Raw genomic sequence first — 12,001 nt, 5'->3', positions numbered from 1 at the left:
GGGCGACGGGGCCGCGGGAAGGACGCGACTAGTTGTCGATGTTGATGTCCTTGGTTTCGCGGGAGAGCAGCAGCGCAATCAGGGTGAGCACACCCATCGCCACCAGGTACATACCCACCAGGAACGGGCTGCCATCGGCGGCCTGCCACAGCTGCAGGGCGATCAGCGGGGCCACGGCGGCACCGAGGATCGAGCTGACGTTGTACGAGATCGCCGAGCCGGAGTAGCGCACGTTGGTCGGGAACAGCTCGGGCAGCAGCGCGCCCATCGGGCCGAAGGTGGCACCCATCAGCGTGAATCCGATGATCAGGAACGCCTGGGTCAGACCCTTATCGGTGCCGAGCATCGGCTCGAACAGGAAGCCGAATCCGATGATCAGAATGGTGATCACGATCAGGGTCTTACGGCGACCGAAGCGGTCGGCCAGCGGGCCGGACACCAGCGTGAAGATTCCGAAGAACACCACACCGATGATCAGCATCAGCACAAAGTCGACGTAGCCGAAGCCGCCGCCGGGGTAGAAGGTTGAGGGATCAAAAGGCTTGCCCGCGGCCTCGGCGGCCTTCTGCGCAACCTCTACCGAGGAGGCGCGGGTGCCGAAGGTCAGGGTGAAGTTGGTCATCAGGTAGAACAGCACGTAGGTGGCCAGCATGATGAAGGTACCCAGGATGAGGTTCTTCCAGTGGAAACGGAACACCTCGGCCAGCGGGGACTTCTTCAGCTTGCCGCTGTCGGCATTCTTCTGGAAGCTGGTGGACTCCACCAGGCGCAGACGCACCCAGAGGCCCACGATCACCATGACCGCGGAGAACAGGAACGGGATCCGCCAGCCCCAGGCCACAAATGCCTCGGACTGCAGCGCCGGGTTTTCCGGGTGGGGGAGCATCGCGTTGATGATCAGGAACAGTCCGTTGGCGATGATGAAGCCCAGCGGTGCACCCAGCTGCGGGAACGTGCCGTACCAGGCACGCTTGCCGGTCGGGGCGTTCTCGGTCGCGACCAGTGCCGCACCGGACCACTCGCCACCCAGGGCGAAGCCCTGACCGAGGCGCAGGATCAGCAGGAGCAGGGCGGCCCACCAGCCGATGTTGTCATAGGTCGGCAGCACACCGATCAGGAAGGTGGCGATACCCATGGTCAGCAGCGAGGCGACCAGGGTGGCCTTGCGGCCGTAGCGGTCACCGAAGTGACCAAAGACCATCGCACCCACCGGACGCGCGACCATCGCCGCACCAAAGGTGGCGAAGGAGGCCAGCAGCGAGGTGGTCGGGTTAGCGCTCGGGAAGAAGAGGGTGGGGAATACGAGAACCGCCGCGGTGGCGTAGACGTAGAAGTCGTAGAACTCGATGGTGGTGCCGATCAGGCTCGCGGTAATAACGCGCGAGCGGGGATTGGCGGGGGCTGCGGGGGCCTTCGAATCCCCCGTGGTTGCTGCTGACATGCTGTCGTCCAAAAACGTCGTAAATCAAGAGTGAGGTGCAGGTTTCACGGGGGTGGGGTGAGCGCTGAGCCTAAATTGGTGTGGGTATCCGATTGTGGCGGAAATGCCAATATACGCCCATATCGGGGGTTTCCCGAAACTCCGCGGCGTGAGGGCGACACATCCTGGCGGAAATAAATCCGCGGGTTAGGGTGGGGAAATGAGTGAAAACCCCGCGCAGCGTACCGCCCGTGCCGTCCCCGGGGAGGGAATCCCCGATGGTCGCGGAAGAACCGGGCTCGATCGTGTGGGCCGGGACCTGACCGGCAATCCCGACGTGCGAATCGTCGATGTGGAGGTAACCTCCGACGGGTGGCATGTGCTGCGCCGCACCACCCTGGAATACCGCGACCGGCACGGTAACTGGGGACGGCAAACCCGGGAGACCTACGATCGCGGAAACGGTGCGACGATCCTGCTGTACCGCACCGATACCCGCACGGTCTTGCTGACCAGACAGTTTCGTTTCCCCGCCTACGTCAACGGGCACCCCGACGGCGTGTTGATCGAGGCCGCCGCGGGCCTGCTGGACGGGGATGCCCCCGAGGAGGCGATCGCCCGCGAGACCCATGAGGAGCTGGGGGTGCGGGTCCGCGCGCCCCGGTACCTCTTTGACCTCTACATGAGTCCGGGATCGATCACCGAGCGGGTGCACTTCTTCGCCGCCGAATACGCGCCCGAGGATGAAACCGGGGTCGGGGGAGGCCTGGCCGAGGAGGGCGAGGAGATCGAGCGGGTGGAGCTGGGGTTCGACGACGCCTATGCCGCCATCGCCGACGGCCGTATCCGCGATGGCAAAACCGTGATTCTGCTGCAGTGGGCCGCGCTGAATCTCTTCGGCGCGGCCCACGAGGCGGTTCTTCTACCCGAGGGTTAGAGCGAGCGCAGCAGGACCGCAGTGTGCAGCGCGGCCTCGGCGGCCTCACGGCCCTTGTCCTCGCGCGAGCCGGGCAGGCCCGCACGGTCGATGCCCTGTGCCTCATCGTCCAGCGTGAGCACGCCAAAGCCCACCGGCTTGCCGGTCAACACGGACACCTGGGTCAGCCCCGAGGTCGCAGCATCCGAGACGAACTCGAAGTGCGGGGTGCCGCCGCGGATGATCACGCCGAGCGCGACCACCGCATCCGCCCCGGCCTCCAGCGCCGCGCCGGCGGCAACCGGCAGCTCGAAGCTCCCGGCGACGCGCACGGTCGTGAAGGTGGCGCCGGACTCGGCCAGGGCCTTCTCGGCACCGGCGATGAGACCGTTGCTGATCTCCTCGTGCCAGGATCCGGCGATCACGGTGACGTTGAGGCCGGTGCCGTCAACCTGGAGGGAGGGGATTCCGTTGCTGCTCATTATGTGTTCCGTTCGATAGGGAGGGGTTAGTCGGAGAGCGGGATGAACGAGCCGGGCTCGCCCTCGAAGCGGTGGCCCATACGGTCGCGCTTGGTCTGGAGATAGTTCTCGTTGACCTCGCCCACGCCAACCACCAGGGGCAGACGCTCAACCACGCGGATGCCGGCCTCTTCCAGCTGGCGGATCTTCTCGGGGTTGTTGGTCAGCAGGCGCACGGCGCTCACTCCCAGGTCCTCGAGGATCGCGCTGGCGGGCAGGTAGCTGCGGGCATCCGCCGGCAGACCCAGGGCCAGGTTGGCGTCGAGGGTGTCATAGCCCTGCTCCTGCAGCGCATAGGCACGCAGCTTGTTGATGAGGCCGATGCCGCGACCCTCCTGGCCGCGCATGTAGATGACCACGCCGTCCTTCTCGGCGATCTCCTCGAGGGCGGCGTCCAGCTGCGGACCGCACTCGCACTTGAGCGAACCGAGAGCCTCACCGGTCAGGCACTCCGAGTGGACCCGCAGGATCGCGGTGTCGGTGAGCTCACCGTGGATCAGGGCCAGGTGCTCGGCACCGGTCTGGCGGTCACGGTAGGCGCGCACCTTGAAGTTGCCGTGGGTCGTGGGCAGGTTGGTCTCGATCTCGAAGTGCACGGCCGAGTCGTTGGCAACCGCGGCCAGCTGCTCGGTGGTGCCGGCATCGGCGGCGTTGAGGTACTCGATCAGATCGGCGATGGTGATCACCGGAATGTCGTGCTCCACACCGAGTTCCAGCAGGCCCGGCAGGCGCATCATGTCGCCCTCGTCGTTGACAACCTCGCCGATCACGCCGACCGGGTTCAGTCCGGCCAGGCGCAGCAGGTCCACGGCGGCCTCGGTGTGACCGGCACGCTCGCGTACGCCCCCGGCCACCGCGCGCAGCGGCACGATGTGTCCGGGGCGGATGAGGTCTTCGGCGGTGCTGGTGGCATCGCCGAGGACCCGCAGGGTGCGGGCACGGTCGGAGGCGCTGATGCCGGTGGTCACGCCCGAGGCCGCATCCACGGTCACCGTGTAGGCGGTCTTGCGCGGGTCCTGGCTGTTTTCCACCATCGGGGGCAGGGCCAGTCGGTCCGCGATGTCCGCAGTCATCGGGGCACAGAGGTAACCACTGGTGTGCCGAACGGCCCAGGCCACGGTGTCGTGGGTGGCGAGCTCGGCGGCGAAAATCACGTCGCCCTCGTTCTCGCGGCCCTCATCATCGGCCACGAGGATTGCCTTGCCCGCACGCAGGGCGGCGAGGGCGGCAGGAATGGTTGAGAGACTCATCGGTTATCGGCTTTCGTTGGGAGTAACTGCGGCATTCACGGCGAGCAGACGCTCCACGTGACGTGCCAGAATGTCGGTTTCAAGATTGACGGTGTCGCCGATCCGGCGCTCGCCGAGGGTCGTAGCGACCAGGGTTTCGGGAATCAGCGAGACCTCGAACCAGGGGGCCGTTTCGGCGGGATCGGAGATCGCGCTGACCGTGAGGGAGACCCCGTCCACGGTGATCGACCCCTTATCGGTGACCAGGGATGCGTGCTCGATCGGCAGCGAGAAGCGCAGTACCCGCCAGGCGTCACCCGGGGTGACCTGAAGCAGGGTGCCGGTGCCATCCACATGGCCCTGAACGATGTGACCACCGAGGCGATCGCCCACCTGGGCGGCGCGCTCGAGGTTGACCCGGGTTCCCACGGTCGCCCCATCCAGGGCAGACATAACGAGGGTCTGGGCCATGACGTCGGCGGTGAAGGAGGTTGCGGTCTGCTCGATCACGGTCAGGCACACGCCGCTCACGGCAATCGAATCGCCGTGCCCGGCGTCGGAGACCACGAGCGGTCCCTCCACGGTGATGCGCAGGGCATCGGCACTGGGAACGAGCGCGGTGATGGTGCCGAGCTCCTCAATGATTCCGGTAAACACTAGTGGGCTCCAGACGTCGGGTGGGTGGATGGGGTTTCGGGGGCGACCGGTTCGGCGGTGAGGCGCAGATCCGATCCCAGGTGTCGAACATCGGTGAAGACGAGGCGATGCTGGTCGGTGATGGTGTCCACACCGAGGTCGGTCAGCGCGAGCTTCGGGCCGCCGATCAGGGTGGGCGCAACATAGACCAGGACGCGGTCGGCAAACCCGGCACGGATGAAGGCGCTGGCGAGGCTCGGGCCGCCCTCCACAAACACCGATCGGATGCCGCGTTTCCACAGAACATCAAGATCCGCGGCCAGATCATCGCCGCTGAGGGTAATGAGCTCGCGCGGGTGGCTGCGCAGCTGCGCGTTCGCCGGCACCTCGCGGTGGCCAAACACCACGGGGATCGGCTGGGCCAGCGGCGCACCGTTTTCCTCGCCGCGGGCGGTGAGTGCGGGATCATCGGCCAGGACGGTTCCGGTGCCCACGGCGATTGCGTCGTGGCGGGAGCGTTCGAGGTGCACATCGGCACGGGCGTCGGGTCCGGTGATCCACTGGCTGGTCCCGTCGGCGGCGGCCGCGCGGCCATCCAGGCTGGTGGCCCACTTGACGGTCACGGTCGGGCGTCCGCGTCGGGCATCCCGCAGCCAGCCGGCCAGCAGCTCCTCCGCCTGTTCGCGGCGCGGTCCCAGCCGCGCGGGGATGCCCGCGTCGATCAGGGTCTGCGCACCGTGGCTGGACACCGCTCCGGGATCGGGCACCGCGAAGTACACCTCGGCGACGCCGGCTGCAATCAGCGCCTGCGCGCAGGGGCCGGTGCGTCCGGTGTGATTGCACGGTTCCAGGGTGACCACGGCGGTCGCGCCGCGGGCCTCGCCCGGTGCCAGGTGGGAGAGTGCGTCCACCTCGGCGTGGGCGGTGCCGGCACCACGGTGCCAGCCCTCGGCGAGGGTGTGCCCATCGGGGCTGAGGATGACGCAGCCAACCCGCGGGTTGGGCCCACCGTCGGGCCCGCGGGTGGCGATCTCCAGGGCGCGGCCCATGGCCGCGTCGAGGACGGCCGCGTCTAGGCGGTCTGGGGTGATCATCGGAGTGGTTGCCTTTTCTCGAGCGCACTCCGGGAGGATGGCGACGCGAGCGTCACCGATTTGCGCGCACCTGACGAGGGGTCGTCAAATCCGCGTGTGCTACCTCTCATCCGGACTCGAATCCCGCAGGACCCATAACCGTCGGTGCCGGAATTTCACCGGCTCAACCCCTCCTTCCGAAAAAGAACGGGCTCGCGGACTCTCACCGCCGGTTTGGACTCTCACCAACCCCGGAGCACTATTTGTTATCTATCGTAGGTCAACCGCACTGCCCGGTGGAAGTATTCCGACACACCGAGACTTTTTTCCGGCGGCTGCTCGGGGCCGCCGTGGCCGCAGACAGAGACGCTCCCCTCGAACTCGAGGGGAGCGTCTCTGTCTGCGGGCGGGCTAGGCGTCCAGTGGACCCTGGTCGACCAGACGGCGGGCGGTGCCGGCGTCCACGATCAGGTCGGTGATCAGGCCGGCGGCCAGGGCGCCGCGCAGGGTGCGCAGCTTGCCGGCGCCGGAGACCACGCCGACGCGGCGGGAGATGCCGCGCAGCACGTCGAGGCTCGGGCCCGACGAGCGGGAGTTCAGGGCGATGTTGTCGCTGCTGCCATCCTCGCGATAGAACACGGTGGCGACGTCACCGACAACCCCGTCCTCGCGCATCACGGCGAGGTCCGCATCGTCGATGTAGCCGGCGACGTAGAGGTGGCTGGGGACGTCGGAGTAGGTCGAGCCGAGACCGAAGACCGCAATGTCCAGCGCGTTCTGGCGCTCCACCACGCGGCTCACGCTGCGCTCACGCCACATCGCGGTCTTGGTGTTGGGATCATCAAACACGGCGGGCACCGGGAACTGCTGGATCGCCGCCCCGAACGCGGCACCAAAGCGCTGCAGGATCTCGCTGGCATAGGCGATACCCGTGGTGCGCGGGTTGGCGGCACCGTTGAGCTGCACGATGAGCGAGTTGTGGGTGGGCTTGGATGAGAGGTTGCGGGAGACCGCGCTCATGGTGGAACCCCATGCCACACCCATCGACATGTTGGAGTCGAAGAAGCCGCCGAGGATGCGGGCGGCATAGAGCGCGACCCGGTCGAGGCGATCCACGTCGCTGATCTGGTCGGGGACCGAGACCACGTGGGCGACCACGCCGAACTGCTGACGAATGTCGTTTTCCAGCTGACGCGGGGCATCCAGCGGGGAGCGAACCTGGATTTCCACCAGGCCGGTCTCGCGGGCATGGCCCAGCAGACGCGAGACGCTTGAGCGCGAGGTATGCAGCTCGGCGGCGATCGCATCCATGGTCAGATCCTGCAGATAGTAGAGCTGCGCGGCGGTTAGGGCGTCACGAGTTTTCCCACTGAGGGAAAACGATTCGGGAACCGACATTGGTAAAACTCCTTGCGCCGTGCGGCCGCCAGCGGGGCCGGTCAGGTGGCGGATGTATTGCGGGTGTGATGTGCGGGCCCGCGTGGTGGTGCGGGATCGCCGCGTTCACCGTCGCAAGACTTCACCTCCGAGCTTAACCATTTTTTCGTGTGCGTGTGCACGGGTGCCGTGCGCGCACCGTATTGCACATCACACGATCCATGTGATGTTTTCGAATGTCATGTGATATTTGCCCGCCGAACCGGAGATATATCTCGTTTCACGATATAAATCACAGTATGAATGTTAGATATAACAGAGTTCTGTGTTATGTTGTGGGAACGATGTAACACATTGGAGTCAAAGACGTCCCCAGAGTCGGTGGCGTTTCACCCCGCGAGCGTTGCCGGTCGAAGCAGACCCGGCGACGGGAAGGCACTAACGACGATGCGAGCAATTGTTTTTGATCGGGAACACGAACTCTCCCTGACCGAGGTTCCCACCCCCACCGCCGGTCCCAAGGACGTCATTATCAAGGTCGCCGCCGTGGGCATCTGCGGCACCGACACCCACGTGTTTGATGGCGAGTTCGAGGGCACCGTCTACCCGCTGATCCCCGGGCACGAGGCCACCGGCGTCGTGACCGAGGTGGGCAGCGACGTGCACGATCTCACCATCGGTGACCAGGTCGCCATCAACCCCTCGACCACCTGCGGCGAGTGCGAGTACTGCCTTACCGGCCGCAGCAACCTGTGCCGTGCCTGGAACGGCCTGGGTGTTGTCGCAAGCGATGGTGCCTCCGCCGAATTCGTCTCGGTGCCGCGCGCCAACGTGTTTGTGCTGCGTCCGGACACCGACATCCACCTGGCCGCGCTGATCGAGCCGCTCGCCTGTGCGATCCGCGGCTACGATATTCTGCCACGCAAGATGGGCGAGCACTACCTCATCTACGGTGCGGGCACGATGGGCCTCCTGATGGCTCAGCTGGCCCCTCGCGCGGGGGCGGCGAGCGTCACCATCGTGGACCTCAACGAGGATCGTCTCCAGGCGGCCCGCGACGTGGGGGTGCAGCACACCCTGACCCGCGCCGACGACGCCGAGCGGACCAACTGGGACGTGGTGATCGACTGCACCGGCGTCATCGCCGCTATCGAGGATGCCCTGCCCCGGGTCAAGGCCGGCGGCACCTTCCAGCACTTCGGGGTCGCCCCCGCCGAGGCTCACGCCAAGTATTCACCGTTCCGTGTGTACCGCGACGAGATCAACATCGTGGGCACGATGGCCGTGCTCAACTCCTTCGGCCGTGCGGTCGAAATGTTTGAGGCCGGAGCGATCAATGCCGCCGCGATGATCTCCCACACCTTCACCCTGGAGGACTACGCCGCGGCCCTCGAGAAGTTCCGCGCCGGAACCGGGCGCAAGCTCCAGATTCGCCCGAACGACACCGAGTCGCGCGAACTGCTCGCCCTCTAGGGCTTTCGGCACCCCACACTCACCGACGAGTCAGGAAATTCTGTGTCACACGTTTCAACCAAAAAATCGCGCCGCGGGACCTGGATCCTCACCGGATCCGTCGTGGTTCTGATCGGCCTGATGGCCCTCGGTACCCGGGTCATCTCGACCGCGGATGTGGCCGCGGCCACCGCCGACGGCATCGACCCGGGCACCTACGCCAGCGAGCACTATCGTGACGTGGTGGTGGAGGGAATCACCGAGCGTGCCGTTACGCTTGCCGAGGTCGCCCAGGCGTTGGCCGAGGATCCGGTTGCCGCCGCCAAGAAGTATGCGATCGGCGAGGGTCCCACGGCGACCTACTCGGTGACGGTCACCGGCGTGGCCGGGGAGCGGGCCGCCAACGGCCAGCTCCCGCTCACCGTCGAGGGTCTGCCCGAGGGCACCACCGTGGCGGTTCAGACCGGCCCCGCGCTCATGGGCACCGCCCTGCGCGACGCGACCGGGGAGATCGGCTTTGCGATGTTCACCAACCAGCTGGACTTCCAGAGCGTGGGTGACAAGCTGAACCAGCAGATGAAAACCGAGCTGCTGGACAAGACGGATCCGGCGGGTCTGCCGGGCAAAACCGTGACCGTGACCGGTGCCTTTCAGCCGCTGAACCCGAGCTTCCTGCTGATCACCCCGGTAGCGATCGAGGTGGCCCAGTGAGTGTCCGCGCCCCCGAGGATTTCGCGGTGGGGGATGTGATCCTGCGGGCTCACAACGTCACCAAAAACTACGGTGGTACCCGCGCGCTCAAGGGTGTGAACTTCGAGATCCACAAGGGCCGGGTGACCACCCTGTTCGGGGAGAACGGTGCGGGCAAGTCCACGCTGATGCGTATTCTCTCCGGGGTTGAGCAGCCCTCCGGTGGCAGCCTGGAACTCTACGGCGAGCCGGTGGCGTTCGACTCGACCGGGGCCGCCGCGGCCGCGGGTATCTCGATCATCCATCAGGAGCTGAGCCTCGCGCCGAACCTCAGCGTGCGCGACAACATCTTTATGGGTCGGGAAATCCTGACCCGCGCGGGCACCGTGGACTTCGCCGCCGAGGCGGCCGTGGTGCGCGAACTGATGACGCGCTTGGAGGAGGACATCGACCCGGCCACCCCGGTGTCGGAACTGCGCATCGGGCAGCAGCAGATCGTGGAGATTGCACGCGCCCTGTCTCAAAACGCCCGCATCCTGATCATGGATGAGCCGACCTCGGCGCTCTCGGCCTCCGAGGTGGAGGTCCTGTTCCGGGTCATTGATGATCTGACCGCCAACGGGGTTGCGATCGTCTACATCTCCCACCACCTCGAGGAGGCCCTGCAGGTCTCTGACTATGCGGTGGTTTTCCGCGACGGCAACCTGGTGGCCACCGAACCGGTGGCAAATATCGACCTGCCCTGGATCGTCGGGCAGATGGTCGGAGCAAACTTTGACCTGGGAACTCCGCCAGACGAGGCGGGCTTCGGCGAGGTGGCGCTGAGCCTGCGCGGATTCAGCGTGGCCGACCGCTCCAATCCCGAACGCCTGGCCGTGCGCGGGGTGGACCTCGATGTGCGCCGCGGGGAGATCGTCTGCATCTACGGCCTGATGGGGGCCGGCCGCACCGAACTCCTGGAGGCGCTCGCCGGGCGCGATGACCCCGCGGCGGGCACCGTCACCGTGGACGGCACGGACCTGAACGGCATGAGCATCGCCCAGCGGATCGAGCACGGCATCGCCCTGGTCCCCGAGGACCGGCAGCGTGACGGCATGATTCAGGCGCTCTCGGTGGGTCGCAACCTCTCGCTGGCCAGTCTCGGCGCGATCACCCGCGGGGTGGTGCTGGGTACACAGGCCGAGCAGCGGCGCAACGTGGCCTCGATCCGCGACCTGTTTATCAAAACCGCCGGACCCGATGCGCCGATTACCTCCCTGTCTGGAGGGAACCAGCAAAAGGTTGTGATCGGTAAGGTCCTGCAGACCTCGCCCCGGGTGGTGCTCCTGGATGAGCCCAGCCGCGGCATCGACATCGGTGCCAAAACCGAGGTGTTTGCGCTGCTAGCCCAGCTCGCCGCTACCGGCCTCGCGGTGGTCTTCACGACCTCCGAGGTGATCGAGTGCCTGGGCGTCGCCAACCGTGTGCTGGTCATGCGCCGCGGCGAGTTCGCGGCCGAGTTCAGCTCGCACACGGCAACCAAGGAAGACATTATGGCCGCCTCCGGTGAGGCGATCGACACCGTACCAACGAACGGAACCGAGAAATGACACGCACCGCCGCCTCGCCCAAGCGGGGACTCCTGCCCGAGGGCAAATCGATTGGGCACCTGCTGCTTGAGGGCCGGGCGTTTATCGCGCTGCTGGTCATCATCATTATCTTCTCCTCGCTCTCGCCGAACTTCTTCACGATGGATAACCTCGTGGTGATGACCCGGCACGTGGCCGTCAACGCGATCCTGGCGATCGGCATGCTGATGGTCATCCTGAACGCCGGTATCGACCTCTCGGTGGGCTCAACCGTGGCCCTCTCGGGTGTGGTGGCCGGCTACCTGTTGCAGGGGGTGAACCTGCCCTTCTGGGAGGCCGTCGCCTATCCCGCGGTCTGGGTAGTGGTGATCATCTCGATTGTGATCGGTGCGCTGGTGGGCAGCGTGAACGGCATCCTGGTCTCTAAATTCAGGGTCGCCCCGTTTGTGGCAACCCTGGGCATGATGTACGTGGTCCGCGGTATCGCGCTGCTGATCACCAACGGTCTGACCTTCCCCAAGCTCGGCGGATCCGAGACCCTGGGCAACACCGGGTTCGACTGGGTGGGGTTCAACACCATCCTGTTTGTCCCGGTGGGTGTGATCGTGATGATCCTGATCGCCGGTGGCTCGAGCTTTGCCCTCAACAAGACCCCCTTCGGCCGTTGGCTCTACGCCTCCGGAGGCAATGAGCGGGCCGCCGAACTCTCGGGAATCCCGGTCAAGCGCGTGAAGATCAGCGTGTACGTGATCTCCGGTGCCTTCGCCGCCATCGCCGGTCTGATCCTCACCTCCGAGCTCACCTCGGCCACCCCGCAGGCGGGGAACTCCTATGAGCTGACCGCGATCGCCGCGGTGGTCATCGGTGGGGCCTCGCTGATGGGCGGAAAGGGCACCATTCGCGGCACCCTGCTCGGGGCGTTTGTGATCGGATTCCTCTCCGACGGCCTGGTCATCATCGGCGTCTCCGAGTACTGGCAGATGGTCTTCAAGGGTGCGGTCATCGTGCTCGCGGTGATGCTCAACGCGGTGGAGTACAAGTCCCGCAAGGCCAAGACCCCCATCGTTTCTCCCAAGCCCGCGTCGGTTGGCGCGGCATCTACTCCTGGAAAGGACTAAC

Annotated in this window: 11 protein-coding genes and 1 riboswitch; of the genes, 5 read left to right on the top strand and 6 right to left on the bottom strand. The window is 66.1% G+C overall.

All coding sequences use genetic code 11. The annotated features are described in order from the left end of the window. Nucleotides 1-28: 28 nt before the first annotated feature. Nucleotides 29-1,441: an MFS transporter gene (locus tag M2390_RS10190; protein ID WP_259178481.1), complete on the bottom strand. Its 1,413-nt coding sequence runs from the start codon at nucleotides 1,439-1,441 to the stop codon at nucleotides 29-31. A gap of 199 nt (nucleotides 1,442-1,640) precedes the next feature. Here M2390_RS10190 and M2390_RS10185 point away from each other — a divergent pair, with 199 nt between their 5' ends. Then, nucleotides 1,641-2,357: an NUDIX domain-containing protein gene (locus M2390_RS10185; RefSeq protein WP_259178480.1), complete on the top strand. Its 717-nt coding sequence runs from the start codon at nucleotides 1,641-1,643 to the stop codon at nucleotides 2,355-2,357. Here M2390_RS10185 and ribH read toward each other — a convergent pair. The 5 genes from ribH to M2390_RS10160 form a co-directional block, all read right to left on the bottom strand. Further along, complete coding sequence (ribH, locus tag M2390_RS10180) at nucleotides 2,354-2,818, bottom strand: 6,7-dimethyl-8-ribityllumazine synthase (protein ID WP_259178477.1); 465 nt, start codon at nucleotides 2,816-2,818, stop codon at nucleotides 2,354-2,356. The two genes, M2390_RS10185 and ribH, sit on opposite strands and share 4 nt — an antisense overlap. 26 nt (nucleotides 2,819-2,844) lie before the next feature. Further along, nucleotides 2,845-4,107 carry a GTP cyclohydrolase II gene (gene ribA, locus M2390_RS10175; protein ID WP_259178476.1) on the bottom strand — a complete coding sequence of 421 codons (1,263 nt, stop codon included), beginning with the start codon at nucleotides 4,105-4,107 and terminating at the stop codon, nucleotides 2,845-2,847. A gap of 3 nt (nucleotides 4,108-4,110) precedes the next feature. Further along, a complete protein-coding gene (locus M2390_RS10170; RefSeq protein WP_259178474.1) occupies nucleotides 4,111-4,743 on the bottom strand; it encodes a riboflavin synthase in 633 nt (210 codons plus the stop codon). Then, entirely contained in the window at nucleotides 4,743-5,816 is a 1,074-nt protein-coding gene (ribD, locus tag M2390_RS10165; protein WP_259178473.1) for a bifunctional diaminohydroxyphosphoribosylaminopyrimidine deaminase/5-amino-6-(5-phosphoribosylamino)uracil reductase RibD, read from the bottom strand. The genes M2390_RS10170 and ribD overlap by 1 nt, the downstream gene beginning before the upstream one ends. 94 nt (nucleotides 5,817-5,910) lie before the next feature. Beyond that, nucleotides 5,911-6,057, bottom strand: a riboswitch (FMN riboswitch). 149 nt (nucleotides 6,058-6,206) lie between these two features. Further along, nucleotides 6,207-7,193, bottom strand: coding sequence for a sugar-binding transcriptional regulator (locus tag M2390_RS10160; protein ID WP_030149058.1), 987 nt, complete (start codon nucleotides 7,191-7,193; stop codon nucleotides 6,207-6,209). Nucleotides 7,194-7,619: 426 nt separating this feature from the next. Here M2390_RS10160 and M2390_RS10155 point away from each other — a divergent pair, with 426 nt between their 5' ends. Genes M2390_RS10155 through M2390_RS10140 form a run of 4 tightly spaced genes read left to right on the top strand, consistent with a single transcriptional unit; the run spans nucleotide 7,620 to nucleotide 12,000 of the window. Next, a complete protein-coding gene (locus M2390_RS10155; protein WP_259178471.1) occupies nucleotides 7,620-8,645 on the top strand; it encodes a zinc-dependent alcohol dehydrogenase family protein in 1,026 nt (341 codons plus the stop codon). 42 nt (nucleotides 8,646-8,687) lie between these two features. Beyond that, nucleotides 8,688-9,335, top strand: a complete 648-nt coding sequence (locus M2390_RS10150; protein ID WP_259178469.1) for a DUF2291 domain-containing protein — start codon at nucleotides 8,688-8,690, stop codon at nucleotides 9,333-9,335. Further along, nucleotides 9,332-10,903, top strand: coding sequence for a sugar ABC transporter ATP-binding protein (locus M2390_RS10145; protein WP_259178468.1), 1,572 nt, complete (start codon nucleotides 9,332-9,334; stop codon nucleotides 10,901-10,903). The genes M2390_RS10150 and M2390_RS10145 overlap by 4 nt, the downstream gene beginning before the upstream one ends. After that, a complete protein-coding gene (locus M2390_RS10140) occupies nucleotides 10,900-12,000 on the top strand; it encodes an ABC transporter permease (RefSeq protein WP_259178467.1) in 1,101 nt (366 codons plus the stop codon). Before M2390_RS10145 ends, M2390_RS10140 begins: the two co-directional genes overlap by 4 nt. The last annotated feature ends 1 nt before the right edge of the window (nucleotide 12,001 follow it).

Source organism: Mycetocola sp. BIGb0189 (genome assembly GCF_024810155.1).
Classification (GTDB): domain Bacteria; phylum Actinomycetota; class Actinomycetes; order Actinomycetales; family Microbacteriaceae; genus Mycetocola; species Mycetocola lacteus.
This window is presented reverse-complemented; position numbering and strand designations above follow the sequence as displayed.

Excerpts from the sequence above, each read along its gene's own strand:
- ribD (WP_259178473.1), bottom strand. The coding sequence starts at position 5,816 with ATGATCACCCCAGACCGCCTAGACGCGGCCGTCCTCGACGCGGCCATG.
- ribA (WP_259178476.1), bottom strand. The coding sequence starts at position 4,107 with ATGAGTCTCTCAACCATTCCTGCCGCCCTCGCCGCCCTGCGTGCGGGC.
- M2390_RS10160 (WP_030149058.1), bottom strand. The coding sequence starts at position 7,193 with ATGTCGGTTCCCGAATCGTTTTCCCTCAGTGGGAAAACTCGTGACGCC.
- M2390_RS10155 (WP_259178471.1), top strand. The coding sequence starts at position 7,620 with ATGCGAGCAATTGTTTTTGATCGGGAACACGAACTCTCCCTGACCGAG.
- M2390_RS10190 (WP_259178481.1), bottom strand. The coding sequence starts at position 1,441 with ATGTCAGCAGCAACCACGGGGGATTCGAAGGCCCCCGCAGCCCCCGCC.
- M2390_RS10140 (WP_259178467.1), top strand. The coding sequence starts at position 10,900 with ATGACACGCACCGCCGCCTCGCCCAAGCGGGGACTCCTGCCCGAGGGC.
- M2390_RS10185 (WP_259178480.1), top strand. The coding sequence starts at position 1,641 with ATGAGTGAAAACCCCGCGCAGCGTACCGCCCGTGCCGTCCCCGGGGAG.
- ribH (WP_259178477.1), bottom strand. The coding sequence starts at position 2,818 with ATGAGCAGCAACGGAATCCCCTCCCTCCAGGTTGACGGCACCGGCCTC.